Genomic DNA, 24,190 nt, shown 5'->3' with positions numbered 1-24,190 from the left:
CGGTTTGTTGATGTGTTTGCTCGCACGAACATCATCCATCAAACCGGCGTTCTTGTTTCTGTCTTTCCCGGGATTCCGTGAAGAACCAAAAAAAAACGCCCCGGGCCGAATGAAACAGGCCAGGGGCGATGCGCAGGAACGCCAGACGGTTCGTAGAATTCTTTAACGTGCCACTAAGCCGGAACTTCGCGGCGAGCCTGCTGCTGGGCATGCAGGCGGGCAAAGGCGCGCGCCAGGCGCAGCAGCATTTCGTCGATGTTGCCCTTGCTTACGGTCAGCGCCGGTGAAAAACGCACCACATCCGCTTGCGGAGCATTCAGCAGCAAGCCTTCGTGCAGGGCCGCGGCCACCAGCTCGCGGGCCAGGTTTTCTTTCAGTTGCAGGGCCCACAGCAGGCCTTGACCGCGCACTGCGCCCTGGCCATAGCGCCCGGCCAGGCGGCTCAGGCCTTCGCGCAAATGGCGGCCGTTGTCCTGCACCTGCGCGAAGAAGCCAGGCTCCAGCACCGTGTCCAGCACAGCCAGGCCCGCAGCGCACATCAGGGCGTTGCCGTGGTGGCTACCTTCCAGCTCGCCAGGCTCGGCGCAGCATGCCGTGCCCCGGGCGAGCAAGGCAGCCAGTGGCACACCGCCGCCCAGGCCCTTGCCCAGGGTGATGATGTCGGCGCGCACACCGTAGGTTTCTTCGGCCAGCAACGCACCGCAACGGCCAATTCCGGTCTGCACCTCATCGAGGATCAGCAGGATGCCCAGTTCACGGCACAGTGTTTCCACGCCCTTGAGGTATTCCTGCGTGGCGGGGATCACACCCGCCTCGCCCTGGATTGGCTCAAGCATGATCGCCACGGTGCGCGAATCCACTGCGGCATGCAGGGCAGCCAGGTCATTGAACGGCACCTTGCTGAAGCCCGGCAGGCCAGGTTCGCAGCGGTTGCACGGCAGCGGGTCGGACGCCGACAGCGCGCCCAGGCTGCGGCCATGGCAGGCCTGGCTGGCGGTGATGATGTGATAGGCGCCGTTGCGGTGCAGCTGGCCCCACTTGCGTGCCAGCTTGATCGCACCTTCGCAGGCCTCGGCCCCGCTGTTGAGCAGGTAAGCCTGGTCGCTGCCAGTGCTTTGGCACAGGCGGTTGACCAGCCCCAGCAGGCCTCGGCTATGGAAACCCGAACCCGGGTTTATCAACGCCTGGGCCTGGTTGCCCAGCGCTTTCACCAGCACGCTGGGGCTATGGCCCAGGCTGTTGACCGCACCGCCCTGGGTGAAGTCCAGATAGGCGTGCCCCGCGTTGTCCCACAACCAGGAACCCTGGCCCCGCACAAACACCTGCTCGGCCCGCTCGGCACTTGGCATCAGGCGATCACGCGACAACTCGGGCACTTGCGGCACGATTACCGGCGCACACTTGGGCTCGGCGACAGCGGCAGGGGCCGAGCGGCGCAGGTTGAACAGGTTCATCAGGGCTCCAGCCAATCACGGTAAAGGGCGGCAACGGTGCGGTCTTGGTGCCGGCACTCGATATTTTGCCTTGCCTATCAAAAGTGTTTTTCATCCGGGGTAACAATCGACCGATTCATCGCTGTAACCCGTTGGAATACGGCGATAGACTAGGCTTCGCGAGGGTTTTCGACCATTTCGTTTTTCCAGCATTTTCGATAAGTTTTACTTATGGATTTCCGCCAACTGCGTTATTTCGTCGCGGTGTACGAAGAGGGCCATGTTGGCCGTGCCGCCGAGCGCCTGTCGTTGTCGCAGCCGGCGCTCTCCCAGCAGATCCGCCAGCTGGAACACAGCCTTGACCTGAGCCTGTTCGAACGCAGCAACAAGCGCCTGCTGCCGACCCTGGCAGCTCACACCCTGTACAACCACGCCTTGCCGTTGCTCGACGGGTTGCAGCGGGCCCACGAGGCCATGCGCAACTTCAAGGGGCAGTCGCTGCGTACCTTGGCCATTGGCGTATTGCAGACCGTGCGGCCAAGCCTGGTGCCGCAGTTGCTCGAACGGCTACGCAAGGCACAGCCACACCTGGTGGTGCAGATCTATGAATTGTCGGGGCTGGAAATCGAACGGCGCCTGCTCAATGGCAGCCTGGACATCGGCATCAGTTACCTGCCGCCACGCCAGCCCGGGCTGCACGGCCTGTTGCTGTATGAAGATGAGCTGCAGTTGGTCATCCCCGACACTCATCCCCTGAAGGACTTCAAGAAGGTGTCCATCCGCCAGGCCGCCGAGTTGCCCATGCTGATGCTGGGCGAGGAATACCAGATCCGCCAGATCTGGCAGGCGCAGTTGGCCAGCCAGGGGCGGCGGCCACACGTGCAGGCGGAGATGAACAACATGGCAGGGATTCTCGACAGCCTGTCGCACACAGCGCTGGCGACCATCCTGCCGGGGCGGGCCAAGGAAGCGGCTGAGAATGACCAGGGCCTGCTGTGGAAGCCATTGAGCGAGCCGCGGGTGCCGCTGAAGGTTGGCCTGGTGTTTCGCGATGCCCAGCGCCAGCAGGCCTCTGTGGAGCTGCTGCGCACGCTGCTGGAAGAAGAGACTGACGCCCGGCTGCCAGGGGCATCAGCGCTGGATGTGCTGGCCTGAAAAAACACGCGCACAAAGAAAACCCCGCCGAAGCGGGGTTTCCCAGACTGTTTCCCTGTGACATCCGTATCGCCCCGCCATCCTGGCAGGTGGTCCTTCGTCGTCTTCCTTGATCTGTCCTTTGCGCTTCCTGCGCAACGTCCATGTGGTAAAGATTAACCGTGGATCCAATCTGAGAACAGTGGTGAAAAGTCACCACGTCGTGTAGGAAAAAGCTTACAAGGGCGAAGCATTCGCAGATACATCGTGAATGGGGCCGCTCTGCGGCCCATCGCGACGCAAGGCCGCTCCCACAAGGTCCTGCATACGCCGATCAATGTGGGAGCGGCCTTGTGTCGCGATGGGCTGCAAAGCAGCCCCAAGATCCCTTAGAACTGCTCGGCATCCAGCAGGTACAGCGACTCACTCCCCGCCTTCACCGAAGCCACCAGCGAATCCACCCGTGGCAGCAACCGCGCAAAGTAGAACCGCGCCGTTCCCAGCTTGCCCGCATAGAACGCCGCATCCCCCTCACCCGCCTGCGCCGCCCGCGCCATCAAAGCCCACATGTAGGCATAGGCCACGTAACCAAAGGCATGCAGGTACTCGACCGACGCTGCGCCAATTTCGTTCGGGTTGCCCTTGGCCTGTTCCAGCACCCACTCGGTCAACCCGTCGAGCTGGTCGAGGCTGGCCGCCAACGGCTTGGCAAATTCGTTCAGCTCACCGCCTGCGCTGGCAATGAACTGGCGGATCTCCTCAGAGAACAACCGGTAGTACGCCCCACCGCTGGCCACTACCTTGCGCCCCATCAGGTCAAGCGCCTGAATGCCGTTGGTGCCTTCGTAGATCTGGGTAATGCGCACATCGCGCACCAGTTGCTCCTGCCCCCACTCACGGATGTAACCATGCCCGCCGAACACTTGCTGGCCGTGCACCGTGCTCTCCAGCCCCAGGTCGGTGAGGAACGCCTTGGCCACCGGCGTCAGCAGTGCCACCAGCTCTTCGCTGCGCTTGCGCACGGCGGCATCTTCGCTGTATTTGGCACTGTCCAGCTGCATGGCTACATAGGTGGAGAAAGCGCGGCCACCCTCGATTTGCGCCTTCATGGTCAGCAGCATGCGGCGCACGTCCGGGTGGACGATAATCGGGTCGGCGGCCTTGTCTTTGGCTTGTGGGCCGGTAGGGGCGCGGCTTTGCAGGCGGTCACGGGCGTATTCCACGGCGTTCTGGTAAGAGCGTTCGGCAGACGCCAGGCCCTGGATACCAACGCCCAGGCGCTCGTAGTTCATCATGGTGAACATGGCGGCCAGGCCCTTGTTCGGCTCACCGACAATGTAGCCCACTGCTTCGTCGAAGTTCATCACGCAGGTGGCCGAAGCCTGGATGCCCATCTTGTGCTCGATCGAACCGCAAGTGGCCGGGTTGCGTGCGCCAAGGCTGCCGTCTTCGTTGACCAGGAACTTGGGCACCAGGAACAGCGAAATACCTTTCGGCCCCGCCGGCGCGTCCGGCAGCTTGGCCAGCACCAGGTGGATGATGTTCTCGGTCAGGTCGTGCTCGCCACCCGTGATGAAGATCTTGGTGCCGCTGACCTTGTAGCTGCCATCCGCCTGGGGCTCGGCCTTGGTGCGGATGATGCCCAGGTCGGTACCGGCATGTGGCTCGGTCAGGCACATGGAACCGGCCCACACGCCGGCGTACATGTTCGGCAGGTACTTTTCCTTCAGCGCTTCGCTGGCATGGGCATTGATCGACAGGCAAGCGCCCGCGGTCAGCATCGGGTACAGGCCAAACGCCAGGCTGGAGGCGTTGACCATTTCTTCTACCTGCGCCGAAATGGCCTTGGGCATGCCCATGCCGCCGAACAGCGGGTCGCCGCCCACGCCCACCCAGCCGCCTTCGGCGTAAGTGTTGTAGGCCTCGATGAACCCGGCTGGGGTGCGTACCGCACCGTTGTGCCAGTGGCAACCTTCTTCATCCGCGGCGCGGCTGAGCGGCGCGATGGACTTGGCGGTGACCTTGCCGGCTTCTTCCAGCACGGCCATGGCAGTGTCGGCATCGACAACGTCGGCCAGCCCGGGCAACTGCGCCCACTGCTCGGCCACGTTGAAGACTTCATTCAGTACGAAGCGCATGTCGCGCAGCGGCGCTTTATAGTCAGCCATGACAACCTCTCGCTAGTCGGGTCTTGGCGGTCTCGGGGAACCGCGACACTGGGGTTACTGGCAGTGTAACCGAACAACTTTTACGAGACATAGGGTCATCAACGGACCGTATGGTCTATTTCAGTCACGCGGTACGCACTGCCCCACGCTGCGATTGTTGCCCATGCACCATGACACAATTGCGCCCTGCACCTTTGGCGCTGTACAGCGCCTGGTCGGCGGATTTGAGCACCGCTTCGGGGTTGCGGTGATCAGCCTGGCGCTCGGCCACGCCGATACTGATAGTGACCGATACCGTGCCACCAGCGCTCCCCGCCCGCCGCTGACGGCCGGCCGTATCGTCCTGCGGGCGGTTGCTCTGGTCGCGCAGGTGCATCACGTAGTTGGCGATCACCTCGCGCACCGCTTCCACGTGGGGCACGCATTCCTCGGCCGTCTTGCCAGCGAACACCAGGGCAAATTCCTCGCCGCCATAACGGTAGGCCCGGCCGCCTCCGGTCACCTTGGACAAACGGCTGGCCACCAGGCGCAACACTTGGTCGCCGACATCATGGCCATGGGTATCGTTGAATTTCTTGAAGTGGTCGACATCGGTCATGGCGATCACATAATTACGCCCCAGGCGCTGCATGCGCTCGTTCAGCGCGCGGCGCCCCGGCAGGCCGGTCAGTTCGTCGCGGAAGGCCATCTGGTAAGCCTCGTGCGCTACCGCCGCGGCGATCATCAGCATCACCTGGCTGCACATGATGTTCAGGGTGAACGGCAGGATGAACGTTTGCGGCAGCATCCAGAAAATGCCCAGCAGGCCCGTTATCAGCGCAGCGTGCAGAGGCCGCGGTGCGCGCAAGTATTGCACCACCAGCAGGATGAACACGCCGATGAACAAGGGGTAGACCAGCTGGATCAGGCTCATCCACTGGCCATGCAGGGCGGGCCAGCGGATTTCCGCCAGCCAGGTCAGCAGGGCTTCGGGGAAGCTTTGTTCGAGCGCCACTGCCACGCTGCCTACGGCGAACAGCACGGCGCCGCGTGCGACCAGGTCCTGCAGCAGGTGAGTACGTTCCTGCCAGGCGCCATACAGCCCGAACAGCGCGGGGAGCAGCAGGCATACGAGGTGGAATATCACCGCGGCGTCCTCGCGCACGCGGCCATGGTCACGGTAGAAGTCGGTCTGTGTGTCGAGCAGGTAGTAGGCGATGTACACGGTGAGCATCATGAACAGCTCACGCTGGCGGCGATAAACCGCGCAGTAGGCGCCGCCCAGCAACAGAACCAATGTGGGCAGGACGTTGAACAGCGATGTGAAAAAGACACTGAGGTCTCTCACGTAGGCCGCAGCGAGCCCTGCCAGCAACAAAACGAGCGATGGCAGAAAGTGGCTTGCGCGAACAGCATTAAAACGAAACAAGGGTAATCTCCAACCCGGCAGATCAGATGGTGGCATTGTGCCCTTACTTCATCGGCAGTGCACATGAACAGTTGAATTTGCGGTTGGATTGAATGGCCTCATCGCCGGCAAGCCAGCTCCCACAGGTACTGCACCAGGCCTTGAATGCTACGCAATCCTGTGGGAGCAGGCTTGCCGGCGATGGGCCGCACAGCGGCCCTCAAAATGCACAAAACCCGCCTGCCGGTGAGGGCAGGCGGGTTTTCGGTACAACCGATAAATCAGTACGACAGGCCGAAGTTTTCTTCGTCCATCGCCATCAGGTTGTTGGCACCCGACAGCATGGTTGCCACATGGGTACGGGTACGCGGCAGGATACGCTGGAAGTAGAAGCGCGCAGTCTGCAGCTTGGCGGTGTAGAACGCCTCTTCGCTGGTACCGGCTGCCAGCTTCTCGGCCGCCAGGCGGGCGATGTCGGCCCAGAAGTAGGCCAGGCAGGCATAACCGGAATACATCAGGTAATCGACCGAAGCTGCGCCCACTTCTTCACGGTCCTTCATGGCGGCCATGCCCACTTTCATGGTCAGCTCGCCCCACTCCTTGTTGATTGCCGCCAGCGGCTCGACGAATTCCTTGACCGCTTCGTTGCCTTCCTGCGCCTGGCAGAACTTGTGCACGATCTTGGTAAAGCCCTTCAGTGCCTCGCCCTGGGTCATCAGCACTTTACGGCCGAGCAGGTCCAGCGCCTGGATGCCGGTAGTGCCTTCGTACAGCATGGAGATACGGCTGTCGCGCACGTTCTGCTCCATGCCCCACTCGGCAATGAAGCCGTGGCCGCCATAAATCTGCACGCCATGGTTGGCCGCTTCGAAACCGACTTCGGTCATGAACGCCTTGGCGATCGGGGTCAGGAACGCCAGCAGGGCATCGGCCTTCTTGCGCTCTTCTTCGTCCTGGCTGTACTTGACGATGTCCACCTGCTTGGCGGTGAAGTACACCATCGCACGGTTGCCTTCGGCGAAGGCTTTCATGGTCAGCAGCATGCGACGCACGTCCGGGTGGACGATGATCGGGTCAGCGGCCTTGTCCGGCGCTTTCGGGCCAGTCAGCGAACGCATCTGCAGGCGCTCACGGGCGTACTTCAGGCCACCCTGGAACGCCACCTCGGCGTGGGCCAGGCCTTGCAGCGCGGTACCCAGGCGAGCAGTGTTCATGAAGGTGAACATGCAGTTCAGGCCTTTGTTGGCCGGGCCGATCAGGTAACCGGTGGCCGCATCGAAGTTCATCACGCAAGTGGCGTTGCCGTGAATGCCCATCTTGTGCTCGATAGAGCCGCAGCTCACGCCGTTGCGCTCACCCACGCCGCCTTCGGCATTGGGCAGGAACTTCGGCACGATGAACAGCGAAATACCTTTGGTACCGGCCGGTGCATCCGGCAGGCGGGCCAGGACGATATGGACAATGTTGCCGGCCATGTCGTGCTCACCGGCCGAAATGAAGATCTTGGTGCCCGACACTTTGTAGCTGCCATCGGCCTGTGGTTCGGCCTTGGTGCGCAGCATGCCCAGGTCGGTACCGCAGTGTGGCTCGGTCAGGCACATGGTGCCGGTCCACTCCCCGGACACCAGCTTGGTCAGGTAGGTGTGCTGCTGCTCTTCGGTGCCGTGCGCAGAAATGGTGTTCATCGCGCCATGCGACAGGCCTGGGTACATGCCCCACGACCAGTTCGAACCACCAACCATTTCGCTTAGGGCCAGGCCCAGCGACTCTGGCAGGCCTTGGCCACCGTGCTCGATGTCATGGGCCAGGCTCGGCCAGCCGCCTTCGACGAACTGCTCGTAGGCCTCCTTGAAGCCAGTCGGGGTTTTCACGCCCGATTCGCTCCAGGTGCAGCCTTCCTGGTCACCCACACGGTTCAGCGGCGACAGCACCTGCTCACAGAACTTCGCACCTTCTTCAAGGATCGCGTCGACCATGTCGGGCGTGGCGTCCTGGCAGCCCGGCAGGCTCTGATAGTGCGCCTCATAGCCAAGCAGTTCGTCGCGAACGAAGCGGATATCACGCAAGGGGGCTTTGTAATCAGGCATTGCGATGAACCTCTGGGTCAGTTCTGTGGGGGTGACCAGCTCTTGGCGGCCGTCTTATCAAACAGTTGTTTGAAACTTACGTTTAGCTCCGCATTCTGTCAAGGAGGGACTATGGTGCCATTTACGCCACGAAAAATGGCGTTTACGCCAAGCCCGAAAAATGCCACCCATCTGTGGGAGCGGGCGTGCCCGCGAAGAGGCCAGACCAGGCAATAGAGGTGCCTGAGCTGACGCATTCGCGGGCATGCCCGCTCCCACAGGGGATGTGTGTGTGTGATTCGAATAGGCGCCCGGTCAGGCGTAGGTATCGATGATCCGGCCGAGCATTTCGTCGGAAGCCTTGACCACTTTTGCGCCAAGCTCGACTTCGGTCTTGCCCACGGCCTGTTGCACCACGCTGGTAGCCAGGTCCATCTGCTGACTGCGGTCGACCGCGCGCAGGCGTTCAGCCTGAAAATCGCTGGACTGGCTGGTGGCGGTACGTTCGGCGGCGGTGTTGGCGATCTGGCTTGCAGCCTGATCGACGCGGTTCTGGCCGGTGTGGATTGCGCTCAGGCCCGCGTAATAGGCGGAGCTACCGGTGATTTCCATGTCAGGACTCCATTGACGCTGGATAACGAACAGGCTCAATTAAAGCAGGCCTGTGGTGAAAAGGCCCGTTTAAATCCCTAATGGCCTGGTGCCAGCTGATAGGCACTGGGTATTCCTGCGCTGGCCTCTTCGCGGGCTTGCCCGCTCCCACAGGGACCGCACAGCTCCTGAGAACTGCACAATACCTGTGGGAGCGGGTTCACCCGCGAAAGGGCCGAGCCTGGAAAACCCTAATCCAGCAGATCCAGCTGCAAATGCTCAGCCACCATGTCGGCACTGGCCAGCTTCAGCTTGGGCACCCGCCCCAGGCAAGGCGCGGGCAAGCGCTCGGCAAGGCTGGCAAGGTTTTCTTCCAGCCGCGAAGTACGCGGCTCGATGATGTTCGCCACCCACCCCGCCAACTGCAAACCGTCACGCTCGATCGCCTCGGCGCTGAGCAAGGCATGGCTGATACAACCCAACCTCACCCCTACCACCAGGATAACCGGCAGCTTCAAGGCAACAGCCAGATCAGACAGGTTCTCCAACCCTGACAACGGCACGCGCCAGCCACCAGCCCCCTCTACCAAGGTGAAGTCGGCATTTTGTTGCAACACATTGCGCATCGCTGCCAGCAACTCCGGTACCGCCAGCGTCACCCCCGCTTCGCGAGCGGCCACGTGCGGAGCAATCGCAGGCTCGAAAGCAAACGGGTTGACCTGCTCATACGGCAGCTTGATCGTGCTTTCATCAATCAGCGCCTGGGCATCGCTGTTGCGCAACCCTTTAGGCGTCATCGTGCACCCGGACGCAACCGGCTTGGCCCCCAGCGTGCTCATGCCCTGCAAGCGCGCCGCATGCAAAAGCCCGGCGGCGATGGTGGTCTTGCCGACATCGGTATCGGTACCGGCAATGAAATAGGCCTGGCTCATCTCGCTCCCCTTACGCCTGTGGCTTGCGCAACACACCATAGACCACCTGATAGGTGGCTGGCAGCCCCTCGGGCTGGCGAAATGCTTCATAGGCCTGCAACAGGCCCTGCATCCGCGCCCGGCCAGTGAGGCCGGAAGGGCGGCCCGGGTTCAGGTTATGCGCACCCAGCGCCTTGAGCTCGTGCGTCAGGCTGCGCACGTCCGGGTAGTGCAGCACGTGCGGGCGGCGCTGCAACTCAAGCGGTTCGAAGCCGCTGGCAGCACACAGGCGCTGATAGTCTTCGAAGCGGCGGAAACGGTTCACATGCACCAGGCCGTCCACGGCCTGCCAGCTGGCACGCAGTTCGTCGAGAGTGCCCACGCAAAGGCTGCTGAACGCCAGCACGCCTCCCGGGCGCAGTACCCGCAACGCCTCTGCAAGCACGCTGGCGAACTGGTCGCACCACTGCACGGCCAGGCTGGAAAACACCAGGTCGACACTGCCATCACACAGCGGCAAGCGCTCGGCATCGCCAGCCACGTGATACTGTGCCCCGCCCCGTTCATGACGGGCATGGCGCAGCATGCCTTCGGCAATATCCACCGCCACACCACTGCTCTGTGCGAAACGCTCGGCCAGCACGCGGCTGAAATGGCCGGTGCCGCTGCCCAGGTCCAGCCAGTGCGAGGGCTGCAAGCCTGCCGGCAACTGCTCCAGCAGGTTCAAACCTACAGCACGCTGCAAGGCCGCCACGCTGTCGTAGCTGGCCGCAGCGCGGGAGAACGAGGCCGCCACCTGGCGTTTGTCGGGCAATGCGCCTGGGGTTGGACGGGATAGGTCAGTCATCGCCACTCTCATGCAGGAAACTCTTGATGCCCGCCGCCAGCTCCTGCGGATACTCCAGCAGGAACGCGTGGGAACTGTCTTCAACCAGGCCCACTTCCACATCGGGCAGCAGCTCGCTCAACGCTTTTGCCGCCTCTGCCGGCACCAGTGCGTCGCTACCGGCGAACAGGTGCAACTGCGGGCCGCCATAGGCCTGTAGGGCTTCGCGGGTGTCCAGCCTGGCCAGCACTTCCAGGCCGGTGGCCAGGTACAGCGGGTCGGTATCCGGCACGCCGACACCCAGCTGACGTAGCAGCGTGCGTGGCTGCTGCGCGCCATCACTGCACAAGGTACGGAAGCGCTTGAGGGTGACCTGGGTATGGCTGCGACAGCCATCGAGGAAGGTGCCGAAAGTGTCTTCGGCCATGCCGTGGGGCCAGCCCGGGCGGGCCACGAAGCTGGGGTTGCTGGCCAGTGTCAGCAGGCCGCAGCAATGGTCACCGCGCTTGTGCGCCAGCGCGCTGGCCAACATGCCGCCCAGCGACCAACCACCCAGCCACACATCGTTCGGCAGCTTGCGATCAAGGTGGTCTACCCATGCCTGAACATCACTGTCGGCCAGCTCTGGCAGGGGCATCAGCTCTACCTGCAAGCGTGCATCCTGGGCACGCAGGCTGGCGGCCAGCGGCTCCAGTGAAGCAGTGCCCAGGCCCCAGCCGGGCAGCAGTACAAGGCGATTACGCATCGGCGTTCTCCAACTGTGGATAACACTCGGCCAATGCATTCAACAATAGCTGCACCTGCGCCTCGCTGTGCGCGGCACTCAATGTAACCCGCAGGCGGGCGCTGCCAGCCGGTACGGTGGGCGGGCGGATTGCCGTCACCAGCAAGCCGCGTTCGCGCAACATGCGCGACAGGCGCAGGGCCTGTGCACTGTCGCCGATCATGATCGGCTGGATAGGTGTCGGGCTGTCCATCAGCTCAAGTCCGATCTGCCGTGCGCCTTCGCGGAACTGGCGGATCAACGCTGCCAGGTGCTCACGGCGCCAGGTTTCGCGGCGCAGCAACTCCAGGCTCTTGAGCGTGGCGCAAGCCAGCGCCGGTGGCTGGCTGGTGGTGTAGATGTAGGGGCGGGCGAACTGCACCAGCGCCTCGATCAGCTCTTCGCTGCCCGCCACGAATGCACCTGCGGTACCGCAACCTTTGCCCAGCGTGCCGATCAGCACCGGCACGTCATCTACGCCCAGCCCGAAGTGCTCGACGATGCCACCGCCCTGAGCGCCAAGCGTGCCCAGCCCATGGGCATCGTCGACCATCAACCATGCACCGCGCGCCCGGGCCACATCGGCCAGCGCCGGCAGGTCGGCCAGGTCGCCGTCCATGCTGAAAACGCCATCGGTCACCACCAGGGTGTTGCCGACGGCCTTGTCCAGGCGGCTGGCCAGGCTGGCCGGGTCGTTGTGCAGGTACCGGTTGAAACGGGCGCCACTGAGCAGCCCGCCATCCAGCAGCGAGGCATGGTTCAAACGGTCTTGCAGCACCGTGTCGCCCTGCCCCACCAGCGCGGTGATGGCGCCGAGGTTGGCCATGTAGCCGGTGGAGAACAGCAGCGCACGCGGGCGCCCGGTGAGTTCGGCCAGCGCTTCTTCAACCTGGTGGTGCGGCGTACTGTGGCCGACCACCAGGTGCGAGGCACCGCCACCGACACCCCAGCGCCCGGCGCCAGCCTGCCAGGCGGCGATCACTTCGGGGTGATTGGCCAGGCCCAGGTAATCATTGCTGCAAAAGGCCAGCAAACGCTGGCCGTCGACCACCACTTCCGGCCCTTGCGGGCTTTCCAGTAGCGGCCGCTGCCGATACAGGTCTGCGGCGCGCCGTTCGGCCAGGCGCGCCGCCAGGTCGAAGGCCATGTCAGGCCGATGCAGCGTTGTAGAACATCTCGCTGCTGCGCTGTTCGACCAGCGCCTGCTCGATGGCCGCCTGGTGCACTTCGTCGGCGTGCTCTTCACGCGCTTCGGGCTTGATGCCCAGGCGTGCGAACAGTTGCATGTCCTTGTCGGCCTGCGGGTTGGCGGTAGTCAGCAGTTTTTCGCCATAGAAGATCGAGTTGGCGCCCGCCATGAAGGCCAGGGCCTGCATCTGCTCGTTCATTTGCTCGCGGCCGGCGGACAGGCGCACGTGCGACTTGGGCATCAGCAGGCGGGCCACTGCCAGCATGCGGATGAAATCGAACGGGTCGACATCCTCCTCCTCGGCCAGCGGGGTGCCGGCCACCTTGACCAGCATGTTGATCGGCACCGACTCCGGGTGCTCGGGCAGGTTGGCCAGCTGGATCAGCAGGCCGGCGCGGTCGTCCAGCGACTCACCCATGCCCAGGATGCCGCCGGAGCATATCTTCATCCCGGCATCACGCACATAGGCCAAGGTCTGCAGCCGCTCGCTGTAGGTGCGGGTGGTGATGATGCTGCCGTAGAACTCCGGCGAGGTGTCGAGGTTGTGGTTGTAGTAGTCCAGGCCAGCCTGGGCCAGGGCCTTGGTCTGGTCCTCGTCGAGCTTGCCGAGGGTCATGCAGGTTTCCAGGCCCATGGCCTTCACGCCTTTGACCATTTCCAGCACGTAGGGCATGTCTTTGGCCGACGGGTGCTTCCACGCCGCGCCCATGCAGAAGCGGGTGGAGCCGATGGCTTTGGCGCGGGCAGCTTCTTCCAGCACCTTCTGCACTTCCATCAGCTTCTGTTTTTCCAGCCCGGTGTTGTAGTGGCCGGACTGTGGACAATATTTGCAATCTTCCGGGCAGGCGCCGGTCTTGATCGACAGCAGGGTCGAAACCTGCACGCGGTTAGGGTCGAAATGCGCGCGGTGCACGGTTTGCGCCTGGAACAGCAAGTCATTGAACGGTTGCTGGAACAGCGCCTTGACCTCGGCCAGGGACCAGTCGTGACGTGTTGTTGCAGTTGTGCTGGCGCTCATCGGCGTTTCCTTGTTTAGGCTGAAGCAGGCGCCGGGGCAGGAAAGCCCGCCAGCGCATCACGGATAGCTCGCATAGTCATGGAAGGCCTATGAACTGTCAACCACACTGGAAAAGACTGGTTTACAAGTGCTCACTTATTAACCAGACATGCTTATTGTGCGATGAACCTGCCGAGCAGGCCTACCCACTGTGTATCGCCTGCGAGGAGGAACTGCCCTGGCTGGGCGATCATTGTCTGCGCTGCGCCCTGCCACTGCCCATGGCTGGCCTGACCTGCGCCCAGTGCTGCCGCGGCTTGCCGCCCTACGATCAAGTTATTGCGCTATGGCAATTCGGCTTTCCGGTCGACACCCTGGTCAGCCGCTTCAAGCACAATCGGCAATGGCCCCTGGGGCGGTTGATGGCTGAAATGCTGGGGCATGGGCTGCTGCACCGCTTTGCCGAAGGGCTGCCCCGCCCCGACCTACTGTTGCCAGTACCCTTGGCCAAACGTCGACTGCGCGAGCGGGGGTTCAACCAGGCCGGGATGCTCGGGCGGTGGCTATCCTCCCAACTGGGGCTACGCTGCGACGAGCGGTTGCTGGTGCGCACGCGCGATACACCTGCGCAACAAAAGCTGGATGCCAAAGCAAGGCGACGTAACTTGCAACAGGCGTTTACAGCCACTGGCGATCTGGCGGACCAGCATGTCGCCCTTGTCGATGATGTGCTGACTACCGGTGCTACCGCGCAGGCTATCGCCGAAGCGCTGAAGAAGGCCGGGGCACGGCGGGTAGATGTCTACTGCCTGGCGCGCACGCCCAAACCGGGGTATGCATGACCCGGCACAGTCCTACACACTATCGGTCCTCAGGCCGCACAACGACTCGACGCCCATGTCCCTACCCACCCTCCTCACCCAGCACATTGCCCGCCGCCCCCAGCGCATTGCGCTGTTGCAGCACGTCGCCGAGCAAGGCTCGATCACTCGCGCCGCGAAGGCTGCGGGCATCAGCTACAAGGCCGCCTGGGACGCTATCGACGAGCTCAACAACCTGGCCAGCCAGCCCTTGGTCGAGCGCAGCACGGGGGGCCGTGGTGGCGGTGGTGCGCGCCTGTCACCGGAAGGTGAGCGGGTGCTGCGTCTGTATCAAAGGCTGCAGGCGTTGCAGGCGCAAATACTCGAAGCTGCCGAAGAGTCCAGCGACCTCGACCTGCTCGGGCGGCTGATGCTGCGCACCAGCGCACGTAACCAGTTGCAGGGCCAGGTCAGCGGGCTGCGCCGGGAAGGCCGGTATGACCGCGTCAGCCTGGCCTTGGGCGGTGGGCTGGAGATTGATGCGCTGATCACGCACGACAGTACCGCGCGTCTGGAATTGACACTGGGCACGATGGTGGTGGCGTTGCTCAAGGCTGGCTGGGTGCGGTTGCTGGCGGAGGGGGAAGAAGCCGAAACGGGCAGTAATTGCTTGAGTGCAACGGTGGAAGAAGTATTGGCAGACGATGAAGGGCCCAGTGAGGTCCGGCTGGCCCTGGGCAACGGGCAGACCTTGTGTGCCATTGCCGAGGCAGATTGGCTGGCTGGGCAGCGCATAGAAGATGGCAGTGTCGTGCGTGTGCAGTTTCATCCGTCCTATGTGCTGATCGGCATTCCTGCATAGCCTGGCCGCGCTTTGCGCGGTTCGCGGGCTTGCCCGCTCCCACAAGGACCGCGGCCCGTAGCATGTGCACCGTACCTGTGGGAGCGGGCACGCCCGCGAAGAGGCCGCCACAGGTATAACGCGGTACCATGGCGGTCATGCCGCCAACTCCCCGGAGCCCCCATGTCCCACCCCTTCGACACCCTCACCCCCGACCTGGTCCTGGACGCCGTGGAGAGCATTGGCTTCCTGAGCGACGCCCGGGTGCTGGCATTGAACAGCTATGAAAACCGTGTATACCAGGTAGGCATCGAAGACTCGCAACCCCTGATCGCCAAGTTCTACCGCCCCGGGCGCTGGAGCGATGAAGCCATCCTCGAAGAACACAGTTTCACCGCCGAACTGGCCGACTGCGAAGTGCCGGTGGTGGCGCCCATGCAGCACGACGGCCACACCTTGTTCGAACACCAGGGCTTTCGCTTTACCCTGTTCCCCCGCCGCGGCGGATACGCCCCGGAGCCAGGCAACCTCGACCAGTTGTATCGCCTGGGCCAACTGCTCGGCCGCCTGCATGCCGTAGGCGCCAGCAAACCGTTCAAGCACCGTGAAGCCCTGGCTGTGGACAACTTCGGCCATGCCTCGCTGAACACCTTGCTTGAAGGGGGATTTGTCCCACGCGAGTTGCTGCCAGCGTTCGAATCCGTGGCCCGCGACGTGCTCAAGCGTGTCGAGGACATCTACGCCCACACCCCGCACAACCTCATCCGCCTGCACGGCGACCTGCACCCTGGCAACCTGATGTACCGCGAAGAGGCGTACCACGTGGTCGACCTCGACGACTGCCGCATGGGGCCGGCGGTGCAAGACCTGTGGATGATGCTGGCCGGCAACCGCGAAGAACGCCTGGGGCAACTGGCCGAGCTGATCGACGGCTACAACGAGTTTCACGACTTCGACCCGCGCGAGCTGGCCCTCATCGAACCCCTGCGTGCCTTGCGCCAGCTGCACTACAGTGCGTGGCTGGCACGGCGCTGGGACGATCCGGCGTTCCCGCCCAGCTTCCCCTGGTTTGGCCAGCCACGTTACTGGGGCGACCAGATCCTCGCCCTGCGCGAACAGATGGCAGCGCTGGATGAAGCACCGCTGAAATTGTTCTAGAAGCACGCCGGCCTCTGTCTACAATAGGCGTCGCTTTATTTAGCTACCTAAGCAAGGATTCTGCATGCACGCCGCAAACCCGCGTCGCGGGTACATACTGGGCCTTAGTGCCTACATCATCTGGGGCCTGTTCCCCCTGTACTTCAAGGCTATCCAGAACGTTCCGGCAGTGGAGATCATTGTCCACCGGGTACTTTGGTCAGCACTGTTCGGCTCATTGCTGCTACTGGTGTGGAAACACCCTGGCTGGTGGCGTGAATTGCGTGACAACCCCCGCCGCCTGGGCATCCTGGCGCTGAGCGGGGCGCTGATCGCCGGCAACTGGCTGACCTACGTATGGTCGGTTAACAACGGCCGCATGCTTGAGGCCAGCCTGGGCTACTACATAAACCCACTGATCAACGTGCTGTTGGGCATGCTGATTCTTGGCGAGCGGCTGCGCCGCCTGCAATGGCTGGCGGTGGGCATGGCGGCTGTGGGTGTGGCCCAGCAGGTGTGGCAAGTGGGCAGCCTGCCCTGGGTGTCGCTGGTGCTGGCGCTGAGCTTCGGCTTCTATGGGCTGATTCGCAAGCAGGCGCCAGTGGCAGCATTGCCGGGCCTGGTGGTGGAAACCTGGATGCTGGTGCCGCTGGCTCTTGGCTGGATGCTGCTGCACCCGGCGGCGATGAGTGCCCAGGGTGCGTTCTACACCAGCAGCGAGGCGCTGTGGCTGATGGCCGCTGGGCCGGTGACGCTAATACCGTTGGTGTGCTTCAACGCGGCGGCGCGCCACCTGCCCTATACCACGCTGGGCTTCTTGCAGTACCTGGCGCCGACCCTGGTGTTGTTGCAGGCGGTACTGCTGTTTGATGAGCATCTGTCGTCGAGCAACCTGGTGGCCTTCATGTTCATCTGGGCGGGTTTGGCGATTTACAGCGTCGATGCGTGGCTGAGTTTGCGCAAGCGCAGCTGATCAAAAAACGATCAAATCTCTGCAGGCCACGTGCTTTGAGGCCTGCAGAGATATCTCCAAAGGTTATCCACACCCTCGTCCCCGTGCTTTGTGCACAAGCTGCTGATTATTGGGTGTTTTTTGAGCAAAGCCTTGCAAGCCACAGGGTATCTGGGCTGGAGAGGTACACCCCCAGCTTATCCACAGGGCCTTCCCCGTGAAATCGGGATAACCGCAAGGGGCCGCTTCGCACCCCATCGCCGGCAAGCCAGCTCCCACCTTGATCCCGTTGCCCTCCAGGCCTGTGCAATACCTGTGGGAGCTGGCTTGCCGGCGATGGGCCGCAAAGCGGCCCCGACAATCCCGAATCAGTTCTCCGCCCGCAACTGCAACTCCACCATCAAGTCATCCGCCAGGCTCTCCAGTCGCTGCTGCAATTCTTCAAGCGGCAAGGTCAACGGCAGCGCCAGCAACGCATCGGCATGAAACAACGGCTCACTGCTCATCGGCGCAGGCCTCACCTCTGTGGAAAACCGCTCGACGTTTACCTGCAACTCAGCCAGCAACCGGGTAATGTCGCGCACGATTCCCGGCCGGTCATTCCCCACCAGCTCCATCGCAATCGGCTTCCAGGTGCAGGACGGCTCGATCCCGCTTTCGGCAATCAGTACCCGAATGTCATACCTGGCCAGCGCCTGCAACGACGCCACCAGTTCAGCGTAATTCTCGGCAGGCACGGCCACCCGCAGGATGCCGGCAAACTGCCCGGCCATACGCGACATGCGGCTCTCCAGCCAGTTACCACTGTGGTCGGCGATACATTGGGCAATGCGTTCAACCTGCCCGGCCTTGTCGGGGGCTATTACAGTCAGTACAAGATGATCCACAAACCCTTCCTCGTGTCGGACCGCGCCGTGCGGCAGAAAATCGGGGGATCGACTGAGTATAGGCAAGGCGCGGCAACCTGCCGCAGGGCAATCAGCATAGCCAATCGTGTACTGTTTCAAGATTTATCTGGAACAATCCACCTGTTTTTTGCGAACATACCCACTCCCAGCGTGACCATACGCGACCAACGGGTCGCATAACGGCGCTTTTAGTCTGATTTTGCCCCGCCTACTGCATCATGTAGTATCCCGTGGCGCGGACTACAAAACGTCGTTTGGATGTCTGCCAAGGCGCCTGTGAAAATACGCACACTGCCCGCCAGCCCGTCTGGCAGGCTGCACCCAGCCGCGCTCGGGTTCACCCCCGGGGGCAAGCACTGGTACGTGTTTAGAGAAGCGCTACAGGCTTAATACAGAAGAGCGAAATAGCTGAGCAGAGTGAGGCAAGCAATGACTGGATACGTTCAAGTCGGTGGCCTTCAGGTCGCCAAGGTCCTGTACGACTTCGTGAACAACGAAGCCATCCCCGGGACCGGCATCGTCGCCGAGCAGTTCTGGGCGGGTGCAGAGAAGATCATCAATGACCTCGCTCCAAAGAACAAAGCCCTGCTCGCCAAGCGCGACGAGCTGCAAGCCAAGATCGACGCCTGGCACCAGGCACGCAAAGGCCAGGCACACGATGCCGTAGCCTACAAAGCATTCCTCCAGGAAATCGGCTACCTGCTGCCACAAGCCGACGATTTCCAGGCCACCACCCAGAACGTGGACGAAGAAATCGCCAACATGGCCGGCCCGCAGCTGGTTGTTCCAGTGATGAACGCCCGCTTTGCCCTGAACGCCGCCAACGCCCGCTGGGGTTCGCTGTACGACGCCCTGTACGGCACCGATGCCATCAGCGATGAAGGCGGCGCCGAAAAAGGCCAGGGTTACAACAAAGTGCGTGGTGACAAAGTCATCGCCTTCGCCCGCGCCTTCCTCGACGAAGCTGCGCCACTGGCCGCCGGCTCGCACGTCGATTCCACCGGCTACCGCATCGAAGGCGGCAAGTTGATTGTTGCCCTCAAAGGCGGCAGCAACAGCGGCCTGCGTGACGATGCCCAACTGGTCGGCTTCCACGGCGATGCCGCCGCACCGACTGCCGTGCTGCTGAAACACAACGGCCTGCACTTCGAAATCCAGGTCGATGCCAGCACCCCGGTTGGCAGCACCGACGCCGCCAGCGTGAAAGACATCCTGATGGAATCGGCACTGACCACCATCATGGACTGCGAAGACTCGGTTGCCGCCGTCGACGCCGACGACAAGGTAATCGTCTACCGCAACTGGCTGGGCCTGATGAAAGGCGACCTGGCCGAAACCGTGAGCAAGGGTGGTAAAACCTTCACCCGCACCATGAACCCGGACCGCGAGTACGCCGCGCCAAACGGTGGCAGCGTGACCCTGCATGGCCGTTCGCTGCTGTTCGTGCGCAACGTTGGCCACTTGATGACCAACCCGGCGATCCTCGATGCCCAAGGCAACGAAATTCCCGAAGGCATTCAGGACGGCCTGTTCACCAACCTGATCGCCCTGCACAACCTCAACGGCAACACCAGCCGCAAGAACACCCGCAGCGGCAGCGTGTACATCGTCAAGCCGAAGATGCACGGCCCGGAAGAAGTGGCATTCGCCGCCGAAATCTTCAGCCAGGTCGAAGACCTGCTGGGCATGAAGCGCAACACCGTCAAGGTCGGCATCATGGACGAGGAGCGCCGTACCACGGTCAACCTCAAGTCCTGCATCAAGGCAGCCGCCGAGCGCGTGGTGTTCATCAACACCGGCTTCCTCGACCGCACGGGCGATGAAATCCACACCTCGATGGAAGCCGGCGCCGTGGTGCGCAAGGGCGCCATGAAAAACGAGAAGTGGATCGGCGCCTACGAGAACAACAACGTCGACGTTGGCCTGGCCACCGGCCTGCAAGGCCGTGCGCAGATCGGCAAAGGCATGTGGGCCATGCCCGACCTGATGGCCGCCATGCTCGAGCAGAAAATCGCCCACCCGCTGGCCGGTGCCAACACCGCCTGGGTGCCGTCCCCAACCGCCGCCACCCTGCACGCCCTGCACTACCACAAGGTCGACGTACAGGCGCGCCAGCGTGAGCTGGCCTCGCGTACCCCGGCGTCGGTGGACGACATCCTGGCCATCCCGCTGGCTGCCGACACCAACTGGTCGGCTGAAGAGATCCGCAACGAACTGGATAACAACGCCCAGGGCATCCTTGGCTACGTGGTTCGCTGGATCGACCAAGGCGTGGGTTGCTCGAAGGTGCCGGACATCAACAACGTCGGCCTGATGGAAGACCGTGCCACCCTGCGTATTTCGGCCCAGCTGCTGGCCAACTGGCTGCGCCATGGCGTGGTCAGCCAGGAGCAGGTGCTGGAAAGCCTCAAGCGCATGGCCGTGGTGGTTGACCAGCAAAACGCCAGCGACGCCCTGTACCGCCCGATGGCGCCGAACTTCGACGACAACGTCGCGTTCCAGGCGGCTATCGAGCTGGTGGTGGAAGGTGGCAAGCAGCCGAACGGTTATACCGAGCCGGTGCTGCACCGCCGTCGCCGCGAGTTCAAGGCGCGTAACGGGCTGTAAGGCCTATTCGCGGGCACGCCCGCTCCCACAGGTTAATCGCTGCCTTCAAAGACAGTGATAACCCTGTGGGAGCGGGCGTGCCCGCGAATGCATTGGAACAGCCAACACAACTACTCGATCTTCAATTCTTTCTTCACCAGCTCCAGCAACTTGCCCAGGTCTACCGGCTTGAGCAGGAAATCCACCACCCCCAGGTGCATCACGTCCACCGCCTCTTTCACATCGGTGTCGCCCGACACCACGATGATCGACAACGCCGCCCGCTCCGACTCGCGAATGGTCCGTATCAAGTCCAGGCCATCTTCCGGCTGCATGCGCAAATCCGTGATCATCAAGCTGATACGCTGCTGATAATGCAGGTACAACCTGGCCTCCTCGGCCCCGTCCGCACCTACAGCATCGATACCCCGGCTTTTCAGGTAAAGAATCAGCGCCTCGCGGTTGACCGCGTTGTCGTCAACCACCAGCACCAACGGCTTGGGTGCCACAGGCGCGCTCACCACGGCCAATGCCTCCCGTTCGGCGTCGCTCAGGATGTCGGTTTGCTCGGGCATGGCCATCTCGTCAAGAAAATTCCGCTTCAGCATTAGGACCACTTTACTTGCGTAACCCGGTTCGCCTTTCGTCGGGTCTTTGACAGGGGCGCTCATAGACTTACGTCCAATGGGCACCACACCGCCGCAAGCCGACCATGGAGGCAGAGAACAACAAGGCCGGCACCTATATATAGATATATATAGTTCGGCATAGCGATACGGTCAGTTTCATGAGCAAAAAGGACGCCTACAGCCAGGCGGGCAGGACGGCAGTGCTGCAGAACATCCAGGGCACCTTGCAGTTCCTGCAGCGCTTTCCGCCGTTCAACCAGATGGAACATAGCCATCTGGCCTACCTGGTCGAACAGTGCCAGCTGCGCTTTTATGCCAGCGGCGAAAGCATCGTCAAGCCTGCCGACGGGCCGGTCGAGCACTTCTACATCGTCAAGCAGGGCCGGGTGGTTGGCGAGCGCCAGCACCTGGTCAAGCCAGGCGTGGAGACCACCTTCGAGATCACCAGCGGCGAATGTTTCCCGCTGGCTGCGTTGCTGGGCGAGCGGGCGACCCGCACCGAGCACCTGGCCGGGGAAGACACCTTCTGCCTGCAACTGAACAAGGCCGCGTTCATCCGCGTGTTCTCGATGTCTGAAGTGTTTCGGGATTTTGCCTTGCGCGGGGTCAGCAGCCTGCTCGACCAGGTCAACCAGCAAGTGCGCCAGCGCGCCGTAGAGACCCTGGGCACCCAGTATTCGCTCAACACCCCCCTGGGCGAGCTCGCCATGCGTCACCCTGTGGTGTGCGATGCAGATACCCCCCTGCGCGAAGCCGTGCGGCTGATGCACGAACAACAGGTCGGCAGCATCGTGGTGGTCGACCCGCAGCGCTACCCCATCGGTATCTTCACCCTGCGCGACCTGCGCCAGGTGGTGGCCGCGACCGACGCCGACCTGGGCTCGCCGATCGAGCGGCACATGACGGCCAAGCCCTTCTACCTCAGCCCCCAGGCCAGCGCTTTCGACGCGGCCATGGCCATGACCGAGCGGCATATCGCCCACGTGTGCCTGGTGGAGAACCGCCGCCTGTGCGGGGTGGTTTCGGAGCGTGACCTGTTCTCGCTGCAGCGGGTCGACCTGGTGCACCTGGCGCGTACCATCCGTCACGCGCCACGGCTGGACACCCTGGTCTCACTGCGTGGAGAAATCAGCCAACTGGTCGAGCGCATGCTCGCCCACGGTGCATCGTCCACGCAGATCACCCAGATCATCACCTTGCTCAACGACCACACGGTGTGCCGGGTGATTGAACTGGCGCTGGCCGAGCGCGGCGACCCGGGCGTGCCGTTCAGCTGGTTATGCTTTGGCAGCGAAGGGCGGCGCGAGCAGACCCTGCACACCGACCAGGACAACGGCATCCTCTTCGAAGCCGCCAACAGTACCGAAGCTGAAACCCTCCGCGCCCGCCTGCTACCCCTGGCACAGTACATCAATCAATGCCTGGCCCAATGCGGGTTCACCCTGTGCAAAGGCAACGTCATGGCCGGCAACCCGCAGTTGTGCCTGTCGCGCAGTGAGTGGGCGCAGCGGTTTGCCGGTTTTGTCCGCGAAGCCAGCCCGGAGAACCTGCTGGGGTCGAGCATCTACTTCGACCTGCGCGTGGTATGGGGCGACGAACAAGGTTGCGAGCAACTGCGCCAGGGCTTGCTGGAGCAAGTGGCAGACAACCGCATTTTCCAGCGCATGCTGGCCGACAATGCCTTGCGCCAGCGCCCCCCCGTGGGCCGCCTGCGCGAGTTCGTGCTGACCCGACAAGGCAACGACAAGGCTGCCACCCTCGACCTCAAGGTCCAAGGCCTTACACCCTTCGTCGACGGCGCCCGGCTGCTGGCCCTGGCTAATGGCATCGGCGCCTGCAATACCCTGGAGCGGCTGCGCCTGCTGGTGGCCAAGGGCGTGATCGAAGCGCTGGATGGCGCGGCCTATGAAGAGGCCTACCACTTCATCCAGCAAACCCGCATGCAGCAGCATCAGCGCCAGGCCCGCGACAACCTGCCGTACTCCAACCGGCTCGACCCGGACAGCCTCAACCACCTGGACCGGCGCATCCTGCGCGAGTCCCTGCGCCAGGCCCAGCGCCTGCAAAGCAGCCTGGCCCTGCGGTACCAGCTATGAGCCTGTTTGCCTGGCTACGCCCCACCGCGCCCGAACTGGACCACACCACACGCCAGCGCCTGGCCCGGTTGCCCAAGCCCGCAGCGCTGGGTGTGTGCAGCTTGCGTGAGCAGCGCTGGGTGGTGCTGGACCTGGAAACCAGCGGGCTCAACCCCAACCGTGACCAGGTGCTGTCAATCGGTGCTGTGGCCATCGAAGATGGCGCCATCGACTTTGCCCAGCAGTTCGAGCGCACCCTGCACCGGCCCTTGCAGAAGACCAACCCCAGCGTGCTGATCCACGGCCTGGGGCCTGGTGCTCTCGCGGCTGGCTGCGATCCGGCCGAGGCGCTGCTGGATTTGCTCGATTTCATCGGTGACAGCCCGGTAATGGCGTTTCACGCGCCGTTCGACCAGCGCATGCTCGCCCGGGCATTGAAAGAGAGCCTTGGCCATCGCTTGCAGTCTGTTTTCCTCGACGTTGCCGAGTTGGCGCCAATGCTCAACCCCGATACCGTACTGCGTGAAGCAGGGCTGGATGACTGGGTGGCGCGCTTTGGCCTGCAAGTGGAAGAACGCCACCATGCCAGCGCCGATGCCCAAGTGACCGCCGAATTGGCGTTGATCCTGTTCAGCCAGGCCCGGCGCCAGCAACTGGACAGCCCGTTGCAGCTGGAGCAGCGGCTGCGTGGGTGGCGGCGGCGCAACGTGCAGAGTCATGGCCTTTAGCTTTTCATTGGCCTGACAGGCCCCATCGCCGGCAAGCCAGCTCCCACAGGGAACGCTTGATTTCAGGCC

The 24,190-nt window shown here is 62.9% G+C and carries 20 protein-coding genes; 8 read left to right on the top strand and 12 right to left on the bottom strand.

Features of this window, described 5'->3' with window-relative positions; genetic code table 11:
- Positions 1 to 173: 173 nt before the first annotated feature.
- Entirely contained in the window at positions 174 to 1,454 is a 1,281-nt protein-coding gene (locus ACFY9W_RS25830; RefSeq protein ID WP_391136649.1) for an aminotransferase class III-fold pyridoxal phosphate-dependent enzyme, read from the bottom strand.
- A 210-nt stretch (positions 1,455 to 1,664) separates the two neighbouring features.
- On the opposite strand from ACFY9W_RS25830, the gene ACFY9W_RS25825 reads away from it, so the two are divergent.
- On the top strand, positions 1,665 to 2,588 hold the full coding sequence (locus tag ACFY9W_RS25825) for a LysR substrate-binding domain-containing protein (protein WP_391136646.1): 924 nt from the start codon (positions 1,665 to 1,667) through the stop codon (positions 2,586 to 2,588).
- A gap of 368 nt (positions 2,589 to 2,956) precedes the next feature.
- On the opposite strand, the gene ACFY9W_RS25820 is transcribed toward ACFY9W_RS25825, so the two are convergent.
- The 9 genes from ACFY9W_RS25820 to bioB form a co-directional block, all read right to left on the bottom strand.
- Positions 2,957 to 4,735, bottom strand: coding sequence for an acyl-CoA dehydrogenase C-terminal domain-containing protein (locus ACFY9W_RS25820; RefSeq protein ID WP_391136643.1), 1,779 nt, complete (start codon positions 4,733 to 4,735; stop codon positions 2,957 to 2,959).
- Positions 4,736 to 4,859: 124 nt separating this feature from the next.
- Positions 4,860 to 6,143 carry a diguanylate cyclase gene (locus ACFY9W_RS25815; RefSeq protein WP_391136640.1) on the bottom strand — a complete coding sequence of 428 codons (1,284 nt, stop codon included), beginning with the start codon at positions 6,141 to 6,143 and terminating at the stop codon, positions 4,860 to 4,862.
- A 260-nt stretch (positions 6,144 to 6,403) separates the two neighbouring features.
- A complete protein-coding gene (locus ACFY9W_RS25810; RefSeq protein WP_391136637.1) occupies positions 6,404 to 8,209 on the bottom strand; it encodes a phenylacyl-CoA dehydrogenase in 1,806 nt (601 codons plus the stop codon).
- A gap of 294 nt (positions 8,210 to 8,503) precedes the next feature.
- Positions 8,504 to 8,800, bottom strand: coding sequence for a pyrroloquinoline quinone biosynthesis protein PqqE (locus ACFY9W_RS25805; protein WP_391136634.1), 297 nt, complete (start codon positions 8,798 to 8,800; stop codon positions 8,504 to 8,506).
- 230 nt (positions 8,801 to 9,030) lie between these two features.
- On the bottom strand, positions 9,031 to 9,711 hold the full coding sequence (bioD, locus tag ACFY9W_RS25800; protein WP_391136631.1) for a dethiobiotin synthase: 681 nt from the start codon (positions 9,709 to 9,711) through the stop codon (positions 9,031 to 9,033).
- 10 nt (positions 9,712 to 9,721) lie between these two features.
- The gene (gene bioC / locus ACFY9W_RS25795) at positions 9,722 to 10,537 is read right to left on the bottom strand and encodes a malonyl-ACP O-methyltransferase BioC (protein WP_391136629.1); all 816 of its coding nucleotides are present in this window, start codon (positions 10,535 to 10,537) and stop codon (positions 9,722 to 9,724) included.
- Positions 10,530 to 11,261, bottom strand: a complete 732-nt coding sequence (locus ACFY9W_RS25790) for an alpha/beta fold hydrolase (protein WP_391136627.1) — start codon at positions 11,259 to 11,261, stop codon at positions 10,530 to 10,532. Before ACFY9W_RS25790 ends, bioC begins: the two co-directional genes overlap by 8 nt.
- On the bottom strand, positions 11,254 to 12,426 hold the full coding sequence (gene bioF, locus ACFY9W_RS25785; RefSeq protein WP_391136624.1) for an 8-amino-7-oxononanoate synthase: 1,173 nt from the start codon (positions 12,424 to 12,426) through the stop codon (positions 11,254 to 11,256). Before bioF ends, ACFY9W_RS25790 begins: the two co-directional genes overlap by 8 nt.
- A gap of 1 nt (position 12,427) precedes the next feature.
- Entirely contained in the window at positions 12,428 to 13,486 is a 1,059-nt protein-coding gene (bioB, locus tag ACFY9W_RS25780) for a biotin synthase BioB (RefSeq protein WP_300026833.1), read from the bottom strand.
- 89 nt (positions 13,487 to 13,575) lie between these two features.
- On the opposite strand from bioB, the gene ACFY9W_RS25775 reads away from it, so the two are divergent.
- The 4 genes from ACFY9W_RS25775 (at position 13,576) to rarD (ending at position 17,216) form a co-directional block, all read left to right on the top strand.
- Positions 13,576 to 14,307: a phosphoribosyltransferase family protein gene (locus tag ACFY9W_RS25775; RefSeq protein WP_391136620.1), complete on the top strand. Its 732-nt coding sequence runs from the start codon at positions 13,576 to 13,578 to the stop codon at positions 14,305 to 14,307.
- 55 nt (positions 14,308 to 14,362) lie between these two features.
- A complete protein-coding gene (locus ACFY9W_RS25770; RefSeq protein ID WP_391136617.1) occupies positions 14,363 to 15,127 on the top strand; it encodes a TOBE domain-containing protein in 765 nt (254 codons plus the stop codon).
- A gap of 162 nt (positions 15,128 to 15,289) precedes the next feature.
- Positions 15,290 to 16,264: a serine/threonine protein kinase gene (locus ACFY9W_RS25765; RefSeq protein ID WP_391136614.1), complete on the top strand. Its 975-nt coding sequence runs from the start codon at positions 15,290 to 15,292 to the stop codon at positions 16,262 to 16,264.
- Positions 16,265 to 16,328: 64 nt separating this feature from the next.
- The gene (gene rarD / locus ACFY9W_RS25760; RefSeq protein ID WP_391136611.1) at positions 16,329 to 17,216 is read left to right on the top strand and encodes an EamA family transporter RarD; all 888 of its coding nucleotides are present in this window, start codon (positions 16,329 to 16,331) and stop codon (positions 17,214 to 17,216) included.
- Positions 17,217 to 17,563: 347 nt separating this feature from the next.
- On the opposite strand, the gene ACFY9W_RS25755 is transcribed toward rarD, so the two are convergent.
- A complete protein-coding gene (locus tag ACFY9W_RS25755) occupies positions 17,564 to 18,082 on the bottom strand; it encodes an ACT domain-containing protein (protein ID WP_391136608.1) in 519 nt (172 codons plus the stop codon).
- Positions 18,083 to 18,532: 450 nt separating this feature from the next.
- On the opposite strand from ACFY9W_RS25755, the gene ACFY9W_RS25750 reads away from it, so the two are divergent.
- Positions 18,533 to 20,710, top strand: coding sequence for a malate synthase G (locus tag ACFY9W_RS25750; RefSeq protein WP_391136605.1), 2,178 nt, complete (start codon positions 18,533 to 18,535; stop codon positions 20,708 to 20,710).
- A 110-nt stretch (positions 20,711 to 20,820) separates the two neighbouring features.
- On the opposite strand, the gene ACFY9W_RS25745 is transcribed toward ACFY9W_RS25750, so the two are convergent.
- Positions 20,821 to 21,360, bottom strand: a complete 540-nt coding sequence (locus tag ACFY9W_RS25745; RefSeq protein WP_391136602.1) for a response regulator — start codon at positions 21,358 to 21,360, stop codon at positions 20,821 to 20,823.
- Positions 21,361 to 21,476: 116 nt separating this feature from the next.
- Between ACFY9W_RS25745 and ACFY9W_RS25740 the strand changes: the two genes are divergently transcribed.
- Positions 21,477 to 23,414 (top strand): DUF294 nucleotidyltransferase-like domain-containing protein, encoded by a 1,938-nt coding sequence (locus tag ACFY9W_RS25740; RefSeq protein WP_391136599.1) that lies wholly within the window; start codon positions 21,477 to 21,479, stop codon positions 23,412 to 23,414.
- Entirely contained in the window at positions 23,411 to 24,121 is a 711-nt protein-coding gene (locus ACFY9W_RS25735) for an exonuclease domain-containing protein (RefSeq protein WP_391136596.1), read from the top strand. The genes ACFY9W_RS25740 and ACFY9W_RS25735 overlap by 4 nt, the downstream gene beginning before the upstream one ends.
- The last annotated feature ends 69 nt before the right edge of the window (positions 24,122 to 24,190 follow it).

The organism is Pseudomonas sp. NPDC008258 (genome assembly GCF_042956345.1).
Taxonomy (GTDB): domain Bacteria; phylum Pseudomonadota; class Gammaproteobacteria; order Pseudomonadales; family Pseudomonadaceae; genus Aquipseudomonas.
The sequence above is the reverse complement of the archived record's forward strand: the minus strand, read 5'-3'. Positions and strand labels throughout refer to the sequence as shown.